The sequence below is a fragment of the Streptomyces sp. CNH287 genome (assembly GCF_000424825.1).
Genome location: NZ_AUKQ01000031.1, coordinates 1 through 20608, shown reverse-complemented (window position 1 = coordinate 20608; position 20608 = coordinate 1). Strand labels below are relative to the sequence as shown.

The window sequence follows — 20608 nt, the reverse complement described above, 5'->3', positions numbered from 1 at the left end:
CGGGCCGACGTTGCCCAGGTCGAGGCTCCGTTCCAACGCGGGGAAAATGCTGGTGAGTTGACCGCGCAGACGGTTGATTCGGCGGGTGCGGTCGGCGCCCAGGTCGGCCCGGCGGTTGGTGAGGATACGCAGTTCGACGGCGTGTTCGTCGTCCGGCCGCAGAATGGTCAGGTCGCGCCGCATCCGGGCCTGGTCGGCGATGACGTTGGCATCCTTGGCGTCAGTCTTGCCGGTGCCCCGGTAGCCGGGCGATGCCCGGTTGACCGCGAGGCCGGGGATGTGGAGCAGCTGCTGGCTGTGGTTGAGCAATACGCTGATCAACAGCGTGGCCATGCCCTCGGTGACATCGACCGCCCATACGGCGTCCTCGTTGATGGCCAGTACGTCGGCGAGCAGGGCCAGCAGTTCCGGGCTCGTCGTTCAGCACGCGGCGCGACAGCAGGCGCTTGCCCTCGGCGTCCAGGACCACGCAGTGGTGATGGGTCTTGCCGATGTCCACGCCCGCCCATGTCTGGGACACGGGTTCCTCCGGTTCGTCGGTATGCACTGTTCTCCCGAACGACCTCGCCAGCGTGGTCCTACTCAGCGATGCACCCGCAGGGGCTCGCAGCTCCTAATCAGCGGCCGAGTCGTCGTGAGACGCCGGGCGGCCAGGTGAGGGGAACCATCGAGTGCAACCCGCTGAAAGCCATACCCGGCGTCTCTGGGCCTCTGGACCTTACGACGGCCCGTCCAACCCACCAACAACGTAGGACCCCCTGAGCACTGATCGTCATCGGACCCGGCGGGCCACCCCTTCTGTCTGCGGGTGAACCGGGCCGGAGGCGGGCGTCCGGGACCGGCCGTCACTCAGGTTCGCGGAGCCCTCAGTCGAGGCAGAACTCGTTGCCCTCGATGTCCTGCATCGAGATGCACGACTCGTCCTGGTCATCGGCGAGCAGCGTGCGCACGTGTACCGCGCCGAGCGCGATCAGCCGTGCGCACTCGGCCTCGAGCGCGGCGAGACGCTCGTCGCCCACGAGCCCGGTCCCGGCCCGCACGTCGAGGTGCACCCTGTTCTTGACGACCTTGCCTTCGGGAACGCGCTGGAAGAACAGCCGCGGGCCCGCACCCGAGGGATCTTGGCAGGCGAACGCCGCGCCCTGCCTCTCGGGCGGCAGCGAACGGTCGAAGTCCGCCCAGGTCGCGAACCCCGCGGGCGGCGGCGGGACCACGTACCCCAGCACCTCGCACCAGAACCGGGCGACGCGCTCAGGGTCGGCGCAATCGAAGGTGACCTGAACCTGCCTGATCGGAGCCATCCCGGCAGCATAGTGGCGCGCGCCCCGCCTGCCGGGCCGGGGCGGCACCTCTTGGGTGCAGCGGCTCGCGGGACCTCAGCGCGGCGGGCCGCCGATCCAGCGGGAGACCGGTGCGGCGAGCAGATGGAGGGCGGCGGCGGCCAGCAGCGCGCCCGGCAGCGACCCGGCGGCCAGCGGGCCGGCGAGGCCCGCGCCGCACGCGAAGCCGGTGATCTTCAAGCTGGCGCCGGTGGTGAAGATCTGCCCGCGCAGCCGCGCGGGCGCCTCCCGGTGGCGCACCTCGAACAGCGCGGCGAGCAGGGGCCCTTCACCGCACCCGGCCAGCACCGCGGCCAGGACGAGCAGCTCCGGCCGCAGCGTCGCCGCCAGCAGCATCGCGGCGGCGAGGACGAGGACGGCGCCCCGGATCACGGTGTCGGGACTCACCGGCAGCGGGCGGCGGGCGAGCACCGCGTTGGCGGCCAGCGAGGCGGCGGCCACTCCGGCCAGCAGGGCCGTCCCGTACGCCGCGCCGCCCAGCACCCGGTCACCGAGCAGCGGCGCGCACACGGTCAGCATCCCCCCGGCAGCGCAGGAGAGGACCGACGCCGCCGTCGCCCCGGCCAGCGGCGCGGCACGGCACAGCGCCCCGAATCCGGCGGCCAGTTCGGCGCCGACGGAGGCCGTACGGGCCATACGGCCCCCGCACGCGGCCCGGCGGCCGTCCTCGGCGGAGCGGGCCGTGGGCAGCGCCCACGCCGCCGGGAGGGCGAGGCCGATGCATGCGCAGGCCACCGACACCGCCACCGGTGCTCCGGCCAGCGCCGCGACGCCGCCCGCCAGCAGCGGGCCCGCCAGCGCGGCGAAGTGGAACGTCATCGCGTCCAGCGCGTTCGCCCTGTGCAGGCCCGGCCCCCGCACCACCCGGGGCAGCTGCGCGGTCCAGCCGCCCGCGAGCGCGGGGCCGAGCAGTCCGGCGCAGACCGCGGTCAGGACCGACAGAGCGAAGGGGACGTGCCCGAGCCCGGCCGGCAGGGCCGCGAGGAGCACCGCGTAGAGGAAAAGCGCACCCGCCAGCAGCCTGCCCGGGGCAGCGGACCGGTCGAGCAGCAGGCCGAGGAAGGGCCCGCCCACCGCGGCCGCCGCAGTGAGCCCGGCCAGCAGGAAGGACGCCGAGGCGGCCGACCCCGTGGCGGCGAGACCGGCGAGGAGCAGGGCGGGACCGGCCATCTCGTCGCCGGTGCGGGCGAGGGCGGCTCCGGCGGCGTAGGAGGGCAGTGCGTAACGCTTCACCATGGAAAACACGTTACGCAGGTAACTCAAAACTCCACCAGGTGCGTTACATTGGCCCGGTGCTCCCCACGAACGGCGACTGGTCCACCCGGCACTCGGTGCAGGCCACAGCGCGGCGGACGGCCGCGCTGGTCAACGCGCTGAGCAGCGGTTCCCCCACGCCCGAGGAGATCGCCGCGGTGCTGCGCGCATACGGCGAGACCGGCCCCCTTGCGCTCTCCGCCGAGGACGTCGCCGCGCTGCGCGGGGCCGCCCTGCTGCTGCGCGAGGTGTTCGCCGCCCCGGACACCGACGGCGCAGCCGCCGCCCTGAACCACCTGCTGCGGGAACACGCGGGGCGTCTCCGCCTCACCTCGCACGGCGGGCGCACCCCGTGGCACCCCCATCTGGACCGCGACGACGACGGGCCGTGGGCGGAGTGGTTCCTGACCTCCTCCTGCCTCGCGCTCACGGTCCTGGTCTGGGACCGCCAGCGCCCGCCGGGCGGGCTGTGCGCCTCCCCCCGCTGCCCCCATGTCTTCCTCGCCCTGGGCAGCGGCCCCGACCGCCGCTACTGCTCCCGGCGCTGCGCGACCCGCGAACGGGTGGCGGCCCACCGGCGGGCACAAACGTGAGCCCCGCGCCGCCACCGCGCCCGCCGGATCAGGCCGTGGGCAGCCAGCTCACCTTCCCCGCCAGCAGCGCGTACCCGACGAACGCCACGATGTCGATGAGCGCGTGCGCGGCGACCAGCGGCCCGACCCGGCCCCAGCGCCGGTAGAGCAGCACGAACACGACGCCCATCACCATGTTCCCGAAGAAGCCGCCGATGCCCTGGTAGAGGTGGTACGAGCCGCGCAGCACGCTGCTCGCGGCGAGCGCAGCCATCGGCGTCCAGCCGATCTGGTCGAGCCTGCGCAGCAGGTAGCCGACGACGATCACCTCCTCCACCACGGAGTTCTGCACCGCGGAGGCGATGAGCACGGGGATCTTCCACCACACCTCGGGCAGGTTCTCGGGCACCACCGTGAGGCTGAACCCCGCGGCCTGCGCGCCCAGGTAGAGCGCCAGGCCGCTGCCCCCGATCGCTGCCGCGACGGCCGTGCCCCGGCCCAGGTCGAAGCCGGGGCGCAGCCGGTCGAAGCCCATGGACCGCAGGCCCAGGGCGCCCTCGCGGGTCAGCAGGTGTGCCACCAGCGCGACCGGCACCAGGGCGGTGGCGATCCCGAACAGCTGCCAGGCCAGGTCCAGCCACGGCCGGTCCGGCGCGCGCGAGGAGTTCAGCTGCGCGGCCTGGTCGGCCAGCCCGCCCGGTTCGGTGAGCGAGCCGGTGAAGCTGATCAGCGACGAGAGGGCGCTCGCACCGAGCGAGAGGGCCAGGACGAGCACGGTCTCGCGGCGGAGCACCGGGGCCGTCAGCTCCGCGGGGCGGTACGGCGGCGCGGTGTCGCGCGCCTGTGAATGCACAGTTCCCTCCTCGACGCCTTGGGAGGTCACAGCTTGCCCGACGCCGCACGCCGGCGTACCGCCGGGCCCCGCACGGGCGCGGCGCGCGGCTCCGCGGCGGGCGGGGGACGTACGTACAGGTGGGACGCGGCGCTAGGTGGCAGCCGGGTTACGGGAGGAGCGGCCACTCGTGCACCGGCGTGCCCGTCGCCGCCAGCTCGCAGTACCGCCGCGTCATGGCCGTGAGCGCCTTCTCCCGCCCCAGCCCCGCCTCCCGCGCCCGGTGGTAGACCGCGGACTGCCACGACGCGCCGTTGACCCTCAGGCGGCAGCGTTCCCGCACGACCCCCAGATATCTGTCGCGGTCCGCCGGCTCCAGCCCCCAGGAGTCCAGCCCGGACGCGGCGAGCGGGAGCAGTTCGTCCTGGACGAGCCGCGCGGCCGGCACCGTGGCCAGCCCGCCGGACCGGCCGGGGCGCGGCCAGTGCAGCTCGGCGTCGAGGCCGTGCCGGCAGGCGGCGCGGAAGTTCGCCTCGGCCGCGGCGAAGGGCAGCCGCTTCCACACCGGGCGCTGTGCGTCCGCCAGCGCGCGCACCAGCCCGTAGTAGAAGGCGGCGTTGGCGAGCACGTCGGTGACGGTGGGACCGGCCGGAAGCACGCGATTCTCCACCCGCAGGTGCGGTACGCCGTCCGCGACGCCGTACACCGGCCGGTTCCAGCGGTAGACCGTGCCGTTGTGCAGGACGAGTTCGGCCAGCCGCGGTATGCGCCCCAGCGCCAGCTCCCGCAGCGGGTCCTCCTCCTCGCACAGCGGGAGCAGCGACGGGAAGAAGCGCACGTTCTCCTCGAAGAGGTCGTGCACGGAGTCGATCCAGCGCTCCCCGAACCACGTGCGGGGGCGGACCCCCTGCGCGGCCAGCTCCGGCGGCCGGGTGTCGGTGGACTGGAGGAACAGCGGCGGCCTGGACTCGCGCCACAGCTCCCGGCCGAAGACGAAGGGCGCGTTGGCGCCCATGGCGATCTGCGGCCCGGCGATGGCCTGGGAGGCGTTCCACACCGGGGCGAACCGCTCGGGTGTCACCTGGAGGTGCAGCTGCACCGAGGTGCAGGCGGCCTCGGCGACGATGGACTCCGAGGTGTAGGTGAGGCGTTCGACGCCCTCGATGTCGATGTCGACCTCCTCGCCGCGGGAGGCCATGATCTGGTCGTTCAGCAGCGTGTAGCGGTCGACGGCCGAGAGGTTGGAGCTGACCAGGTCCTCGACGGTGAGCGTGGGCAGTATGCCGATCATCACGATACGGGCGGCGACTTCGCGCGCCTGCCGGTCCGCGTACGCCAGCCCCGTGCGCAGCTCCTCGGCCAACTGGTCGAACACCCGGCCGGTCAGCTGGTGCGGGACGATGTTGGCCTCCAGGTTGAACCGCCCGAGTTCGGTCTGGAAATCGCGGCTGGCGATCCGCTCCAGCACCTGGGCGTTCATCATCCGCGGCATGCCGTCGTCATCCGCGAGATTGAGTTCGATCTCCAGGCCCATGAGGTTGCGCGGGCGGTCGAACAGCTGGGCCCCGAGCAGGTGTTGCAGACTCTCGAGACACTGGTGGAGCTTCCGGCGATAGCGCCGCCGTTCGGACAGGCCGAAACCGTTGCCCACGACCTTCTCACCCATCGGGGCGCTCCTCCTCTGCCAGGACCCGGGGCCGGTACGGGCGGACGGGCCTCCGCCCGTACCGGCCGCGTCCGCTGCCGCGGTATTACGAACGATGATGCCCGTCCGTGTGATCGATTACCCCTCGTCGGGTGCGCCCGCACGCGCTACGCTGGCAACAGTCACATCTCCGGCACATTCCACAGGCATACGGCACGGGCCGCGCGGGGCCGCCGCGTACACGGGACCGCCGGAAAAGGTGGCGTCGCGATTCGGCCGACCGCGTCGCCGGAGGAATCCGAGGCCGCGGCCTTCCGGGCTCCGCAAATGCCCTTAAATACGTGCTGGAAACCGTCCGGATATCTCCTGGAAAAAACGGCCCGGCAGTATTAGCGGAATCCCCAGCAGAACACGTGTCGTATAAACTCCCTTGACGAGGCAGAGACTTGGCGCCGGTCCGGCCCCCCGAAGGTCAACGCCCAGCCGCTCTCGCGGCCCATCCCGACGCCGACAGTGCCGTCCGCGCCCCCCGTTTTCAGCACCGCCGTGCCCGGCGAAGTGAGAGGCGACCCATCATGCCCGTGCGATTTCCCCCGGCTCCGGCCCCCGCGCTGCGCAGCGTGCTCGAGGCCCTCGGCTCCGACACCGCCCGCGGCCCGGACGCCGCGCGGCCCGAACTCGCACTGCCCGTCCACCGGATCAGCCGGGACGGTCAGCAGCAGGGCCCGCCGCGCACCCGGCTGACCGGCTGGCGCTTCCTGCTGCGCGACACCGCCACCGGAGGCGACGCGGGGGCCGCGGAGTCCCGGTTCGGCCCGGGCGGCTGGACGTTCGCCCACTTCAGCGCCGGACCGTACGTCACCTCCACCGAACGCGCGCTGGGCCAGGCCGAGGCGCTGCCGCTGCCGTACCAGCCGCGGCTGCTGTCCGTACCCGAGCTGTACATGCTCACGCTCTGGCTGCACGGGGACGCGGAGGCGGACCCCGCCGAGGGCTTCCCGGAGGCCGCCGACCTGCTGATCCCCCTGGCCCCGGCGCCCCCGGGCATCGCCGCGCAGAGACCGCACCGGATGGACGCGCTGCTGCCGCTGCTCGTGCACCGGCTGACGGCCGTCCCGGCGCTGGGCACCGTCGCCTGAAGCCGCCGTCCCGCCCTCGCCCGGCCCCCTGCCACCCCCGTGTGACGTAGCCCGGCCCAGCCCGCGACACCCCCCGCCAGGGGGGTGGTGTCGCGGGCAACCGCTCGTGTGGGTGATGCGTCCCTGACTGGTGAGAAGCGCTGCCGCTAAATCCCTGCGGAATCGCGCCCGCAGGGCAACACTGGGGACATACACAGCGAACGGGGGGCGGCCATGGAATCCCGACCGAGCCGCAGGACACCATCAGGGCCCACACAACGGAAGACGGCACCGACCATGTGCAAGCACCAGCCACCGTGCCCGACCGCGGACTCCGCCGACCGGGAGGCCGCCCATCTCGTGGCGCACTTCCCTGAACAGGGCTGGAGCCTGCTGTGCAACGGAGTTCTGCTCTTCGAGGACACGGGCGAGCTGCTGCCGGACGGCGAGATCATCGCACCGCACCGGCCGCTGGGCACCGAGCACATCGCCACTGCGGCCTGACGCGGCCGGCGCGGCAGCACAGCCAAGAGGGGCCGGCCGGCGTCACCGCCGCACCGGCCCCATCGTCGTTCCCGGCCGCCGCTCCGACCGGGCTACGTCAGCTGTCGTACTCCTCCATCGGCGGGCAGGAGCAGACCAGGTTACGGTCGCCGAAGGCCCCGTCGATCCGCCGCACCGGCGGCCAGTACTTGTCCGCCGCCACCACCCCGGCCGGGAAGGCCGCCTCCTCACGGCTGTAGCCGAACTCCCACTCGCGCCCGAGCTGCGCGGCGGTGTGCGGGGCGTTGCGCAGCGGGTTGTCCTCCGCCGCCCACTCCCCCGACGCGACCTTGTCGATCTCCGCCCGGATCGCGATCATCGCGGCGCAGAAGCGGTCCAGCTCCGCGAGGTCCTCGCTCTCCGTCGGCTCGATCATCAGCGTCCCGGCGACGGGGAAGGACATCGTCGGCGCGTGGAAGCCGTAGTCGATCAGCCGCTTGGCGACGTCGTCGATGCTCACTCCGGTGGCCTTGGTCAGCGGCCGTACGTCGATGATGCACTCGTGCGCGACCAGCCCGCCGGGCCCGGTGTAGAGCACCGGGTAGTGCGGCTCGAGCCGCTTGGCGATGTAGTTGGCTCCGAGCACCGCGACCTGCGTCGCCCGGCGCAGCCCCTCGGCACCCATCAGCCGTACGTACGCCCAGGAGATCGGCAGTATCCCCGCCGAACCCCAGGGCGCGCCCGAGACCGGGCCGATGCCCGTCTCCGGTCCGGCGGAGGGCTGGAGCGGGTGGTTGGGCAGGTACGGCGCCAGGTGGGCGCGTACGCCGACGGGGCCCACACCGGGGCCGCCGCCGCCGTGCGGGATGCAGAAGGTCTTGTGCAGGTTGAGGTGCGAGACGTCGGCGCCGAAGCGCCCCGGACGGGCCAGCCCGAGCAGCGCGTTGAGGTTCGCCCCGTCGACGTAGACCTGGCCCCCCGCGTCGTGCACGGCCGCGCAGATGTCGGTGATGTGCTCCTCGAACACACCGTGCGTGGAGGGGTAGGTCACCATGAGGACGGCCAGCTCCGCGCCGTGCTTCTCGATCTTGGCGCGCAGGTCCTCGGCGTCGACGTCCCCGTCGTCACCGGTCTTGACGATGACGACCTTCATCCCGGCCATCACCGCGCTCGCCGCGTTCGTGCCGTGCGCCGAGGAGGGGATGAGGCAGACGGTGCGCCCGGTGTCCCCGTTCGCACGGTGGTACGCCCGCACCGCCAGCAGCCCGGCCAGCTCGCCCTGGGACCCGGCGTTCGGCTGGAGGGAGACCTTGTCGTAGCCGGTCACCTCGGCCAGCCGCTCCTCCAGCTCGCGGATCAGCGTGAGGTAGCCCGCGGCCTGGTCCACCGGCGCGAAGGGGTGCAGGCCGCCGAACTCGGGCCAGGTGACCGGCTCCATCTCGGTGGTCGCGTTCAGCTTCATCGTGCACGAGCCCAGCGGGATCATGCCGCGGTCCAGGGCGTAGTCGCGGTCGGCGAGGCGGCGCAGGTAGCGCAGCATCGCGGTCTCCGAGCGGTACTGGTGGAAGACGGGATGGGTCAGGTAGTCGTCCGTGCGCAGCAGCCCCTCGGGCAGCACCTCGCCCGCGGCCGCGTCCAGCTCGTCCACGCCGGGAGCGCCCGGTGACCCTGCCTCGACGCCGAACGCCCGCCACACGGCGGCCAGCTGGACCCGGCCCGTCGTCTCGTCACAGGAGACTCCGACGTGGTCGGCGTCCACCAGGCGCAGGTTGACCCCGGACTCGCGGGCCGCGGCCACGATCCGGGCCGCCTGCCCCTCGGCCCGTACGGTGACCGTGTCGAAGAACGCGTCGTGCACCACGTGCGCGCCGCCCGCGCGCAGGCCCTCGGCCAGCAGCACGGCGTAGCGGTGGGTGCGCCGGGCGATGGCGGCCAGCCCGTCCGGCCCGTGGTAGACCGCGTACATACCGGCCATCACCGCGAGCAGGACCTGGGCCGTGCAGATGTTGCTGGTGGCCTTCTCCCGGCGGATGTGCTGCTCCCGGGTCTGGAGCGCGAGCCGGTACGCCTGGCCGCCGTCCGCGTCCTTGGAGACACCCACCAGGCGGCCGGGCAGGCTGCGCGCATGGCTGTCGCGCACCGCCATGTACCCCGCGTGCGGCCCGCCGAAGCCCATCGGGACGCCGAAACGCTGGCTCGACCCGACCGCGATGTCCGCGCCCAGCTCGCCGGGCGAGGTGAGCAGGGTCAGCGCCAGCAGGTCGGCGGCGACGGTGACGACGGCGCCCAGCTCGTGGGCCTGCTCGATCACGGCGCGCGGGTCGCGTACGGCACCGGAGGCGCCCGGGTACTGGATCAGGACGCCGAAGACGCCGCGCTCGGCGATCTCGGCGGGGATGCCCTCGCTCAGGTCGGCGACGACGGTCTCGACGCCGGCGGGCTCCGTACGGGTGCGGATCACGGCCACCGTCTGCGGCATGCAGTCGGCGTCGATCACGTACACGCCCTCCTTGACCTTGCCCACCCGGCGGGAGAGGGCCACCGCCTCGGCGGCGGCGGTGCTCTCGTCCAGCAGGGAGGCGCCCGCGGTGGGCAGGCCGGTCAGGTCGGAGACCACGGTCTGGAAGTTGAGCAGGGCCTCCAGCCGGCCCTGCGAGATCTCCGGCTGGTACGGCGTGTAGGCGGTGTACCAGGAGGGGTTCTCCAGCACGTTGCGCAGGATCACCGGCGGCGTGAACGTGCCGTAGTAGCCGAGCCCGATCATCGAGTGCAGCACCTGGTTGCGCTGGGCCAGCCCGCGCAGCTCGGCCAGGACGTCCGCCTCGCCGCGCGCCTCGGGGAGCCGCAGCGCCTCGCTGCTGCGGATGACCTCCGGTACGGCGGCGGCGGTCAGCTCGTCCAGCGAGCCGAATCCGACCTGGGCGAGCATCTTGGCCTGCTCCCCGGCGTCCGGCCCGATATGGCGGCTCTCGAACGGTGTGCCACGCTCCAGCTCGGCGAGGGAGTGACGGTTGGCAGTCATCAGCGGGGGCCTCCTGGTCTCAGCGACCTACGAGGGACACCTGGCGGTGCCCGGACGGCCTCCCCCTCTGTCATGTCAACCTGAGAGCTTCACCGGCCCGCCCGAACCCGGCACGACCCGGCTTGCACCGTCGGTGAGGACGAGCCACGGCACATGCCCGCGGCAAGCCCTGCTTTCCAGAGTGACCTCACCCGTACGGTACGTGAGCCTGAGAGATTCCGGGGAGGAGTTGCTCCTTCGGCGCCTCCGGTGCTGCCACCGGAGAGCTCTCCCGTGCGGGGTCGACAGCCGTTTCCGAGCCTACCAGCGTGTTCCGCGCACGGGACCGGGCAGGCGTTCAAGTGGCCAATCACCGCGATGTGGCATTGGGTGGAACCAGTACGCAGACCGCGCCCCGGCAGCCGGGAGCGCCGGCGACCAGTTGGAGGGATCGTGCAGACCGAGATCGATCCGCGGAGCCTGATCGGCCGGAAGGCGTTCGACCGCGACGGGGCCAGGATCGGCACCGTGGACGAGGTGTACCTCGACGACGCCACGGGCGAGCCGGAGTGGGCGGCCGTACGCACCGGGCTCTTCAGCCGGGACGCGTTCGTGCCCCTCGAGCCCAGCGAACTGGACGGCGAGACCCTGCGCGTCCCCTTCGAACGCGCCCTGATCAGGGACGCGCCGGACTTCGGGGTGGGGCGGCACCTCTCGCCCGAGCAGGAGCTCCAGCTCTACCACCACTACGGGCTCGACGTGCCCGCCGGAGGCGAGAGCCCCTCCCCCGCGCCGGAGGGCGGCTCCGGGAGGCCGTCGCGGCCCCCGCGGCCCTCGGGGCCCTCGGGGTCGGGAGGACCGGATGCCTCCGGAGGCTCGGGCGCGTCGCCGGACCCGCCCGTCAGCCCGGGCCCGGGCTGACGGGCGGCGTCGGCGTCCCCGCCCGCCGCCCCGGCGCGCCCCGCCGAGAGGTCCGCGACCAGGGCGAGCGGGTCCGCCTGCTCCAGCTCCGGATCGTCCACGGCGAAGGTACGCACCCGGCCGGGGGCCGACCCCGGCTGCTCGAAGCGCACCGTGACCCGCCCGACACCGCTGCCCTGGACCCAGCCGGGGCCGAACCGGGCGTGCCGCACGTCGCGGCCGGGCGGCCAGGACCGTACGGCGCCCGCCGCGGGTGACGCGGCGCGACCGGGCGACGGCGGCGGCCCGCCGGGGTCACCGGTCCGGCCGGCGGGCTCCTCCGCCCCGGTGGCCTGTGCGGTCGCGGAGGCCGCCTGCGCGAACAGGTCCTCCTGCGTGTAGTCGGCGAGCCCGCTCACGCCCACGCCCAGGAGCCGTACGCCCGCCGTGGTGTCCACGCCGTCCAGGAGCCGGGCGGCGGTCTCCCGGACGACGCCGGGGTCGTCCGTGGGCCCGCGGAGCGTCTCCGAACGGGTGAGCGTGGAGAAGTCGTAGCTGCGCACCTTGATCACCACCGTGCGCCCGGAGTGCCCGGCGGCCCGGAGCCGCTCGACGCAGCGGGTGGCGAGCCGGGCGACCTCGGCCTGCACCTGGGCGCGGTCGGTGAGGTCGACGTCGTAGGTGTCCTCGACGGAGACGGACTTGGTGTCCCGCTCGGCCACCACGGCCCGTTCGTCGACGCCGTTCGCCATCGCGTACAGACCGGCGCCGTGCGCCTTGCCCAGCAGCCGCAGCAGCTCCGCCTCGCCCGCCTCGACGGTCTCGCCCACGGTGGTGATCCCGGCCCGGCGCAGGGTCTCGGCGGTGGCCGGTCCCACACCCGGCAGCGTACGGACGGAGAGCGGCGCCAGCAGCTCCCGCTCCGTGCCGGGGGCGATGACCGCCAGCCCGTCAGGCTTGGCCTCCTCCGAGGCGATCTTGGCCAGCAGCTTGGACCCGGCCAGCCCCACCGAGCCGCTGAGCCCCGTCGCGGCGCGGATGTCACGGCGCAGCCGGTGCCCGACCTCCAGCGCCGCACGCGAGGTCGGCGGCACACCTCCCGCCTCCAGGTCGACGAACGCCTCGTCCAGGCTGAGCGGCTCCACCAGCGGCGAGAGGGCGGCCAGCAGCTCCATCACCAGATCGCTCACCTGACGGTAGAGGCTGAAGCGCGGCGTCAGGTACGCGGCGTTCGGGCAGCGCCTGCGGGCCTGCGCCATGGGCATCGCGGAATGCACGCCGAACTTCCTGGCCTCGTAGGAGGCGGTGGCCACCACGCCGCGCGGCCCCAGCCCGCCCACGATCACGGGGCGCCCACGCAGGCTGGGCTTCGCCGCCTGCTCGACGGAGGCGTAGAACGCGTCCATGTCGAGGTGCAGGACCGTCGGTGCGTGTCTCACACCTGTCGATGCTGCCGCACGCCACTGACAACGGCGCGCGGTGGTCTCATCCGGCGCGGTTGCGGCGGCGCGCCAGCTCGTCCCCCGGGTGGTCGCCCAGGACCGTCTCGCCGGTGTCCACGCGCTCCGCGTGCAGTTCGGACAGGGCGCACTCGACGTCCTTCCAGACCACCCCGACGGCGATACCGAAGACACCCTGGCCGCCCTGGAGCAGATCCACCACGTCGTCGGGTGAGGAGCACTCGTAGACCGTGGCCCCGTCGCTCATGAGCGTCATGCGGGCCAGATCGGTCTGCCCGCGCGAACGCAGGTGCGCGACGGCCGCACGGATGTTCTGCAACGACACCCCGGTGTCCAGCAGCCGCTTGACGATCTTGAGCACGACGACATCGTGGAAGCTGTACAGCCGCTGGCTGCCGGAACCGTACGCCGGGCGGATGCTCGGCTCGACCAGCCCGGTACGGGCCCAGTAGTCCAGCTGGCGGTAGGTGATGCCGGTGGCGGAGCAGGCCGTGGGGCCGCGGTAGCCCAGCTGCTCCGTGACCGCCGGGGGAACCGCCGGGCCGGGCGGGGCGGCGGGCTGTGCGGGTGACACGGGCGAGGCAAACGCGCTGTCCGCCGCGGTGCCCTCGCCGCCGGTGCTTCTCACGCCGACCTCCGTCCGTCACATTCCGGGAACAGTCCTCCCGGAACCTGCCCAACTGAAGGTAGGCAGTCACTCGGGGTGCGTCAACGATCGCCACACTCACCACGCCGAGTGATAATCACCCGAAGAGTGGTTTGACGTGCCCGCAAGACGGGAATGCCTGAGCGTTTGCGCCCGCGTGCCGAGTGGCACGAGGTTCACTGGCTGCTGGTCCCGAAGTCCTCGGGAGAGATCTGGTCGAGGAACTCGCGGAACTTCTCCACCTCGTCCTCCTGCTCGTCCGGGATCGCGATCCCGGCGTCGTCGAGCACACCGTCGCTTCCGAAGATCGGCGTCCCGGTGCGCAGCGCCAGCGCTATGGCGTCCGAGGGGCGCGCACTGACCTCGACACCGCTCGCGAAGGCCAGCTCGGCGTAGAAGACGCCTTCCCGCAGGTCCGTGATCCGGACCGCGGTGAGTTCCTGGCCGACGGCCTCCAGCACGTCCTTGAACAGGTCGTGCGTCAGCGGCCTCGCGGGCGTCATGCCCTGCTGCGCGAAGGCGATCGCGGTCGCCTCCCCAGGGCCGATCCAGATGGGGAGGTACCGGTCGCCTCCCACTTCACGCAGGAGAACGATCGGCTGATTGGAGGGCATTTCCACCCGGACACCCACAACATCAAGCTCGTTCACACAGCAACCCTAGGACCTGACCGGCCTGTTTGGGTAGTCGGGCACCCCTTCGGCGAGGGCATTCGTGTACCGGTGTCCGGAAGAACCCGGCCCGGACGACGCCCGCCGGGGCCGCGTGAGCGGTCCCGGCGGATGCGGCAGGCGGGTGGAGGAGGCGGGTCAGACGCCCCGCTGGCTCGCGAAGAAGACCAGCCGGTACTTGCCGATCTGCACCTCGTCACCGTTTGCGAGCGGGACTCCGGAGTCGATCCGCTCCCGGTTGACGTACGTCCCGTTCAGACTCCCCACGTCGGCGACAGCGAAGCCACCGGGGCCCCGCCGGAACTCCACGTGACGCCGCGAAACCGTGACGTCATCGAGGAAGATGTCACTCTGCGGGTGCCTGCCCGCCGTGGTCAGGTCGCCGTCCAGCAGGAAGCGGCTGCCCGAGTTCGGCCCCCGGCGCACCACCAGCAGGGCCGAGCCCATGGGCAGCGCCTCGACGGCGGCCTGCGCCTCGGGGGCGAGCGGCAGCATGTGCTGCCCGGTCGCCTCCGAGTCGTACGCCTCGAGACCGGAGATGGAGATCGTGGACGTCGTCTCCGAGGGACCCTCGCCCGCCGGGCCGCCACGCAGCGGAGCGCCGCAGTTGGAGCAGAAGCGGCTCGCCTCGCCGACCCGGCTCCCGCAGCGCGGGCAGACCGACGCGGCGGGCCCGCCGCCAGGCCGCGGACCCGACGGCTCCCCGAGACCTATGCGCCCGGTCGCCGACGGGTCGGCAGGCCCCGCGCCCTGACCGCCGGCGCCGCCCGCAAGCGGGTCCAGCTCGTCCCGGAAGAGCGGGCGGCCCTGCTCTTCACCGCCGCTCCGCGCGGGCTCGCCGTTCCTGGCGGCACGGTGCCGCCGGGCGCCTCCGCCGCCGTCCTGACGGCTCTTGCCGAACAACCTCGAAAAGAAACTCACGGGCGATTCCCCTCGCACGAAACAGACCCGCCCGTGGGGCAGGACAGACCCTCAATGTTCTCACTGACCAGGCCGGACATCATGGCAACGCCCCCGGCCTCGGGACAGTTTCCCTCACCCGACGCGCATCTCCTCGCCGACCCCCGCCGATGTCTCATCGCCACCTCACTGTGATGACCGAGCGTAGTCAGGTCGCTTCGCCGAACGCAAGGCGTCCACCGTGATCTTCTCCGAGCGGGTGACCGACACCCTGGCCTGCTCCTTCTCCAGTGTCTGCACGACACCACCGGGGATGTTGAGCGCGGGCTCCAGGTCCTTCGGCTCGCCGATCACCTCGAAGCGGTACGGCGGTGACACTCGGTGGCCGTCGATGCTCACCTGGTCGCCACGGTCCGTGAAATAGGTGCCCGCCACTACCCGGACGTCGTTGATCTCGATCGCCTCGGCACCGGCCGCGCGGAGTTCCTGGATGGTGTCCAGGAGCATATCGGCCTCGACGGCCCCGGTCGCGTCGCGGATCGTGATCTGGATGCCGGGCCCCTCGGCTGCCACCGTCCCGGCCAGCACGCCCAGCTCGCGTTCCTTCTGCCGGGTCTGCTTGCGGGCCGACTCGGCCTGGTCCGAGCTGTTCTCCAGCTCCCGCTTCTGGCCCTCCAGGCGCTCCTTCTCGTGCTCCAGTCGCACCGACCGGTCGTCCAGCTCGTCGAGGATGCGCACGAGATCCTCCTGCCGGGCTCCCCGCAGCGGGCCGCCCTCGCTGGTGGAGCGCACCTGGATGGCGAGGCCGAGACCCAGCACGAACAGCAGCACGGCGACCGTGAGTTGGGCGCGGGTGACGCGCGGCGGCCAGACGGCGGCCAGCAGCCGCTGCCGTCCGGTGGCCTCCTGGGGCCCGGCGCCACCGGGCGGAGCCGGAGCGCCTGCCGCGTCCTCATGGCGGCCGGAGGCGGCGTGGTGGGCGGGGCCGTCGTGCGGCCGGTCGGCGGGATTCGTCTCGTCGCTCATCGGCCTCACGCCCGGAAGACGTGTCGGCGGATCGCGGCGGCGTTGGAGAAGATGCGGATGCCGAGCACGACGACCACTCCCGTGGAGAGCTGGGCACCGACGCCCAGCTTGTCCCCGAGGAAGACGATCAGCGCCGCGACCACCACGTTGGACAGGAAGGAGACGACGAACACCTTGTCGTCGAAGATCCCGTCGAGCATCGCCCGCAGTCCGCCGAAGACCGCGTCCAGCGCGGCCACCACGGCGATCGGGAGGTAGGGCTCCACCACCGTCGGTACGACGGGCCGAACGACGAGTCCGGCCACGACTCCCACGATGAGGCCCAGTACGGCGATCACGATGTGCTGCCCTTTCCTGTCTTCACGGGCTGCGCGGTGCGCAGCGCGAGGCTGGACGCCGCGGGCAGCCGCACCTTTTCCTGCACGGAGATGTCGTAGCGCACGCCGTAGTTCTCCCGCAGCACTTCGAGGTACTGGCCGTCCACACTGTCCTGGAAACCGCTGCGCAGCTCCTCGCCCTGCCCCACCGCGAGCACGGTGTAGGGCGGCGCGAGGGGCTTGTTGTCGACCAGTATGGCGTCACCGGCCGCCCTGATCGCCGAAAGTCCGGTAAGGCGCTGGTCATTGACCGTCACGGCCTCCGCACCAGCGGCCCACAGCCCGTTGATGACGCGCTGCATGTCGCGGTCGCGGATGCGGCCGGTGTCGGAGAAGCCGCTGCTGCTGCGCGGGCCTCCGCCGGCACCTCCCTTGGAGTCCTCGGCATCGTCGATCACCAGCTTGATGCCGGGCCCCTCCGCAGGCGTGGCCGCGGCGAGGAGGGCGGTCAGCGCGCCCCGCGCGCCGCCGTGCTTCTCCAGCGCCTCGTTCTGCTTCTCCTCGACGGTGGTCCGCAGCTGCTCGATCCGGTCCTCCAGCGCCTCGGCCTCCCGAGTGCCCTCTTCCACCCGGTCGATGAGTTCCTCGCGCTCCTTGGCGACCGTGGGCGCGTCGACCCGCGCCTGCACCGCGCCGACGGTGACCACCAGGGCGGCCAGCACCAGGCCGACCGCCAGCCACAGCTTGGCCCGCGTGGTGCGGGGAAGGCCCGACTTGCCGGCTGCCTCCCGGCGTGCCGCCGCCTCGGCGTACCCGTCATCGAGGCTGTGGTCCATGACATTGTTCAGCAGCGACATGGAGGCGTCCGGTCGTGCGGGCCGCGTTGCGGTACTCCGTCCGGGGTGCTGCTGCGACATGCCGCACATCGTCGCACGTCGCGGGCAGCACCACCGAACGGGCCCACCGGCGAACGGCGGGGCGTGGGGCGTGCGGTCAGCTCCCCGCGCTGTCCACCACCCCGGACCACTCGTCCAGGAGCCCCTGGGCGGACGCGTCGTCGGGCCCCTCGGCCCACAGGTGCGTCACCGCCTCGGCCCGGTCCGGCAGCACCAGCACCCAGCGGCCGTCGGTCTCCACCACCCGTACGCCGTCCGTGGTGTCGACGTACCGTTCGCCCGCCGCCTCCACCACGCGGCGCATCACCAGCCCCTTGACGGCCCAGGGAGTGGCCAGGTCACGGCGCAGCACGTGCGCCTGCGGGATGCGCGCGTCGATACGGCTGAGGGTGAGCTGGGTGCGGGCGACCAGGCCGAGCAGCCGGGCGAACGCGGCGGTGCCGTCGAACACGGAGCTGAACTCGGGGACGATGAAGCCGCCCCGGCCGTCGCCGCCGAAGATCGTGGCGTCCTCCCGGCCGACCCGCGTCAGGTCGTCCGGCGAAGTCGTCGTCCACTCCACCTGCGTGCCGCGGTAGGCGGCCACCTGCTCGGCGACACGCGTGGTGGTGACGGGCAGCGCCACCCGGCCGCTGCGCCGTTCGGCGGCGACGAGGTCGAGCATCACCAGCAGGGCCCGGTCGTCCTCGATGATCCGGCCGTGCTCGTCCACCAGGGAGATCCGCTCGCCCACCGGGTCGAGGCGGATACCGAAGGCCGCGCGGGCGGAGGCGACGATCTCACCGAGACGGACGAGGCCGCGCCGGCGGGTATCCGCGGTCTCCGTGGGACGGGACTCGTCCAGCCCCGGGTTGATCGTCAGGGACTCGACCCCGAGCCGCCCGAGCAGGCTGGGCAGCACCAGTCCGGCGCTGCCGTTCGAGGCGTCGACGACGACCTTGAGCCCGGACTCGGCGAGCCCGGTGGTGTCCACGGCACGCAGCAGGGACCCCGTGTAGGAGTCGAAGACGCTCGCGGGGAAGCGGAGGTCGCCGATCTCTCCCGGGAATGCCCGGCGGTACTCCTGGCGTGCGTAGACCCGGTCGAGCTTGCGCTGCTGGGTCTGCGAGAGGTCGGCGCCCCGCTCGTCGAAGAACATGATGTCCACGGAGTCGGGGACTCCCGTGGTCGTACGGATCATGATGCCGCCCGCACTCCCCCGCGCCGTCTGCTGGCGGGCGACGGGCAGCGGGACGTTCTCCAGGTCGCGGACATCGATGGCGCTGGTCTGGAGCGCGGAGATGATGGCGCGCTTGAGCGCCCGGGCACCGCGTGAGTGGTCGCGGGCGGTGGTGACCGTGGAGCCCTTCTTCAGCGTGGTGGCGTACGCGCCCGCCAGCCGCACGGCCAGCTCCGGGGTGATCTCGACGTTGAGGATGCCGGAGACGCCGCGCGCGCCGAACAGATGGGCCTGACCGCGGGACTCCCAGATGACCGAGGTGTTGACGAAGGCGCCTGCTTCCACGGTCTTGAACGGATACACCCGGACGTTGCCCTGGACGATCGACTCCTCGCCGATCAGGCACTCGTCGCCGATGACGGCGCCGTCCTCGATGCGGGCGGCGCGCATGATGTCGGCGTTCCGGCCGATGACGCAGCCGCGGAGGTTGGAGTGCTGGCCGATGTAGACGTTGTCGTGGACCACCGCGCGATGCAGGAACGCCCCGCTCTTGACGATGACGTTCGACCCGACGACGGAGTGCTCCCGGATTTCGGCACCGGCCTCGACCTTGGCGTAGTCGCCGATGTAGAGGGGACCGCGCAGCACGGCGTCGGGGTGGACCTCGGCACCTTCGGCGATCCAGACTCCGGGCGAGATCTCGAAGCCGTCGATCTCGACGGCCACCTTGCCCTCCAGGACGTCCGCCTGGGCCTTGACGTAGCTCTCGTGGGTGCCGACGTCCTCCCAGTACCCCTCGGCAACGTAGCCGTAGATCGGCTTGCCTTCCTTCATCAGCTGGGGGAAGACGTCGCCGGACCAGTCTACGGACACGTCCGGATCGACGTAGTCGAAGACCTCCGGGTCCATGACGTAGATACCGGTGTTGACCGTGTCGGAGAACACCTGGCCCCAGGTCGGCTTCTCGAGGAACCGCTCGACCTTGCCCTCTTCGTCGACGATGGTGATGCCGAATTCAAGCGGGTTGGGGACGCGGGTGAGGCACACGGTCACCAGGCCGTCGTGCTCCCGGTGGAATCGGATGAGGTCGGTGAGATCGAAGTCCGTGAGGGCGTCACCGGAGATGACGAGGAACGAGTCGTCCTTGAGCGCCTCCTCCGCGTTCTTCACGCTCCCGGCGGTGCCCAGCGGCTTCTCCTCGTTGGCGTAGCTCAGCTCCATGCCGAGGTCCTCGCCGTCTCCGAAGTAATTCCTGACCAAGGAGGCGAGGAACTGCACGGTCACCACCGTCTCGCTGAGACCGTGCCGCTTCAGCAGCCTCAGCACATGCTCCATGATCGGCCGATTGGCCACCGGAAGAAGCGGCTTGGGCATGCTCGCGGTCATCGGGCGAAGACGGGTGCCTTCGCCTCCTGCCATGACAACGGCCTTCATAACGGAAGCGTCCTCCTCGTACAGGCGACGGGAATGCCGACTCGCCCATCCAGGATGTCCCAAAAGCTGACGCCATGGGCACCCGGAGTCCGCCGGTGGGAGGCGGTACGGTACTCAGCCGGCCGCGGCGTCCGCCTTGACCAGACGGCGGACCTGTACCACGTAGAGGACTCCTGCCCACCAGTACAGTGCCGTACCCCAGCCCGCGAATGCCCAGCCGAAAACAGCGGCCAGCGATGCCAGCCAGCCCGACCCGTCGCTGAGCAGGAGGAGGGGGAAGGCGTACATGAGATTGAAGGTGGCGGCCTTGCCCAGAAAGTTGACCTGCGGCGGAGCATAACCGTGCCGGTCCAGTACCCAGACCATGACGAGCAGCACCAGCTCCCGCGCCAGCAGCAGGCAGGTCAGCCAGAGTGGCAGGATCTCCCTCCAGGTGAGGCCCACCAGGGTGGAGAGGATGTACAGGCGGTCGGCGGCCGGGTCGAGGATGCGGCCGAGGCTGCTCACCTGGTTCCAGCGCCGGGCGAGCTTCCCGTCCAGATAGTCGCTGACACCGCTGAGTGCGAGGACGAGCAGTGCCCATCCGTCGCAGTTGGGCCCGCCGAACTCCGGCCAGAGAATCAGCCAGAGGAAGACCGGCACGCCGACGAGGCGGGCCATGCTGAGGATGTTCGGGATGGTGAGGACCCGGTCCGTCTGGACCTGTGTCTCCTGGACCTCCACCCGGGCCTCCTCCGCTGCGTACCTGGTCGATGCCGACCACAAGACCTTACCGGCACAGATGGCGGATCAGGGGCCGGGGGGTCCTGGCAGGAGAAATGAATGTGGCCCTGTCGGATACCCGACAGGGCCACATCTCTTCAATGATTGTTCGGCGGTGACCTACTCTCCCACACGCTCCCGCATGCAGTACCATCGGCGTAACAAGGCTTAGCTTCCGGGTTCGGAATGTAA

At 72.0% G+C, this 20608-nt stretch carries 17 protein-coding genes, 1 rRNA gene, 2 pseudogenes and 1 riboswitch; of the genes and pseudogenes, 4 read left to right on the top strand and 16 right to left on the bottom strand.

Annotation, left to right across the window (positions count from 1 at the left end; genetic code table 11):
* The 3 genes and pseudogenes from H299_RS35795 to H299_RS35790 form a co-directional block, all read right to left on the bottom strand.
* Positions 1-520, bottom strand: a pseudogene (locus H299_RS35795) (IS110 family transposase); the annotation flags it as partial.
* A 346-nt stretch (positions 521-866) separates the two neighbouring features.
* A complete protein-coding gene (locus H299_RS0123240; RefSeq protein ID WP_027750363.1) occupies positions 867-1301 on the bottom strand; it encodes a VOC family protein in 435 nt (144 codons plus the stop codon).
* Between the two features lie 75 nt (positions 1302-1376).
* Positions 1377-2576 carry an MFS transporter gene (locus H299_RS35790; protein ID WP_037760264.1) on the bottom strand — a complete coding sequence of 400 codons (1200 nt, stop codon included), beginning with the start codon at positions 2574-2576 and terminating at the stop codon, positions 1377-1379.
* Positions 2577-2632: 56 nt separating this feature from the next.
* Between H299_RS35790 and H299_RS0123230 the strand changes: the two genes are divergently transcribed.
* A complete protein-coding gene (locus H299_RS0123230) occupies positions 2633-3187 on the top strand; it encodes a CGNR zinc finger domain-containing protein (RefSeq protein ID WP_486587385.1) in 555 nt (184 codons plus the stop codon).
* 28 nt (positions 3188-3215) lie between these two features.
* Here H299_RS0123230 and H299_RS0123225 read toward each other — a convergent pair whose 3' ends face one another.
* A complete protein-coding gene (locus H299_RS0123225) occupies positions 3216-3971 on the bottom strand; it encodes a CPBP family glutamic-type intramembrane protease (RefSeq protein WP_027750361.1) in 756 nt (251 codons plus the stop codon).
* 196 nt (positions 3972-4167) lie between these two features.
* Entirely contained in the window at positions 4168-5664 is a 1497-nt protein-coding gene (locus tag H299_RS0123220) for a glutamate-cysteine ligase family protein (protein ID WP_027750360.1), read from the bottom strand.
* A 554-nt stretch (positions 5665-6218) separates the two neighbouring features.
* Between H299_RS0123220 and H299_RS0123215 the strand changes: the two genes are divergently transcribed.
* Positions 6219-6782: a hypothetical protein gene (locus H299_RS0123215; protein ID WP_027750359.1), complete on the top strand. Its 564-nt coding sequence runs from the start codon at positions 6219-6221 to the stop codon at positions 6780-6782.
* Between the two features lie 276 nt (positions 6783-7058).
* Positions 7059-7265, top strand: coding sequence for a DUF5999 family protein (locus tag H299_RS0123210; RefSeq protein WP_027750358.1), 207 nt, complete (start codon positions 7059-7061; stop codon positions 7263-7265).
* 97 nt (positions 7266-7362) lie between these two features.
* Here H299_RS0123210 and gcvP read toward each other — a convergent pair whose 3' ends face one another.
* Complete coding sequence (gcvP, locus tag H299_RS0123205; RefSeq protein ID WP_027750357.1) at positions 7363-10266, bottom strand: aminomethyl-transferring glycine dehydrogenase; 2904 nt, start codon at positions 10264-10266, stop codon at positions 7363-7365.
* Positions 10267-10452: 186 nt separating this feature from the next.
* Positions 10453-10550: riboswitch (glycine riboswitch) on the bottom strand.
* A gap of 148 nt (positions 10551-10698) precedes the next feature.
* On the opposite strand from gcvP, the pseudogene H299_RS40585 reads away from it, so the two are divergent.
* A pseudogene (locus H299_RS40585) lies at positions 10699-11037 on the top strand (PRC-barrel domain-containing protein); the annotation flags it as partial.
* Here the strand turns inward: H299_RS40585 and H299_RS35785 are convergent.
* From H299_RS35785 to rrf, 10 genes are all read right to left on the bottom strand, one after another.
* Entirely contained in the window at positions 10992-12584 is a 1593-nt protein-coding gene (locus H299_RS35785) for a DNA polymerase IV (RefSeq protein WP_078512978.1), read from the bottom strand. The pseudogene H299_RS40585 and the gene H299_RS35785 overlap by 46 nt on opposite strands.
* 46 nt (positions 12585-12630) lie before the next feature.
* Positions 12631-13179, bottom strand: coding sequence for a MerR family transcriptional regulator (locus H299_RS0123195; RefSeq protein WP_486587386.1), 549 nt, complete (start codon positions 13177-13179; stop codon positions 12631-12633).
* Positions 13180-13427: 248 nt separating this feature from the next.
* Positions 13428-13901: a bifunctional nuclease family protein gene (locus tag H299_RS0123190; protein WP_027750355.1), complete on the bottom strand. Its 474-nt coding sequence runs from the start codon at positions 13899-13901 to the stop codon at positions 13428-13430.
* Between the two features lie 159 nt (positions 13902-14060).
* Positions 14061-14885 (bottom strand): FHA domain-containing protein, encoded by an 825-nt coding sequence (locus H299_RS0123185; RefSeq protein ID WP_078512977.1) that lies wholly within the window; start codon positions 14883-14885, stop codon positions 14061-14063.
* Positions 14886-15008: 123 nt separating this feature from the next.
* On the bottom strand, positions 15009-15848 hold the full coding sequence (locus tag H299_RS0123180) for a DUF881 domain-containing protein (RefSeq protein WP_027750353.1): 840 nt from the start codon (positions 15846-15848) through the stop codon (positions 15009-15011).
* 5 nt (positions 15849-15853) lie between these two features.
* A complete protein-coding gene (locus tag H299_RS0123175; RefSeq protein WP_027750352.1) occupies positions 15854-16186 on the bottom strand; it encodes a small basic family protein in 333 nt (110 codons plus the stop codon).
* Positions 16183-17091, bottom strand: a complete 909-nt coding sequence (locus H299_RS0123170) for a DUF881 domain-containing protein (RefSeq protein ID WP_199782491.1) — start codon at positions 17089-17091, stop codon at positions 16183-16185. Before H299_RS0123170 ends, H299_RS0123175 begins: the two co-directional genes overlap by 4 nt.
* Positions 17092-17158: 67 nt before the next feature.
* Entirely contained in the window at positions 17159-19654 is a 2496-nt protein-coding gene (locus tag H299_RS0123165) for a mannose-1-phosphate guanyltransferase (RefSeq protein WP_027750350.1), read from the bottom strand.
* Between the two features lie 114 nt (positions 19655-19768).
* Entirely contained in the window at positions 19769-20377 is a 609-nt protein-coding gene (clsA, locus tag H299_RS0123160; RefSeq protein WP_027750349.1) for a cardiolipin synthase ClsA, read from the bottom strand.
* A gap of 146 nt (positions 20378-20523) precedes the next feature.
* Positions 20524-20608 (bottom strand): 5S ribosomal RNA (gene rrf, locus H299_RS37710); the annotation flags it as partial.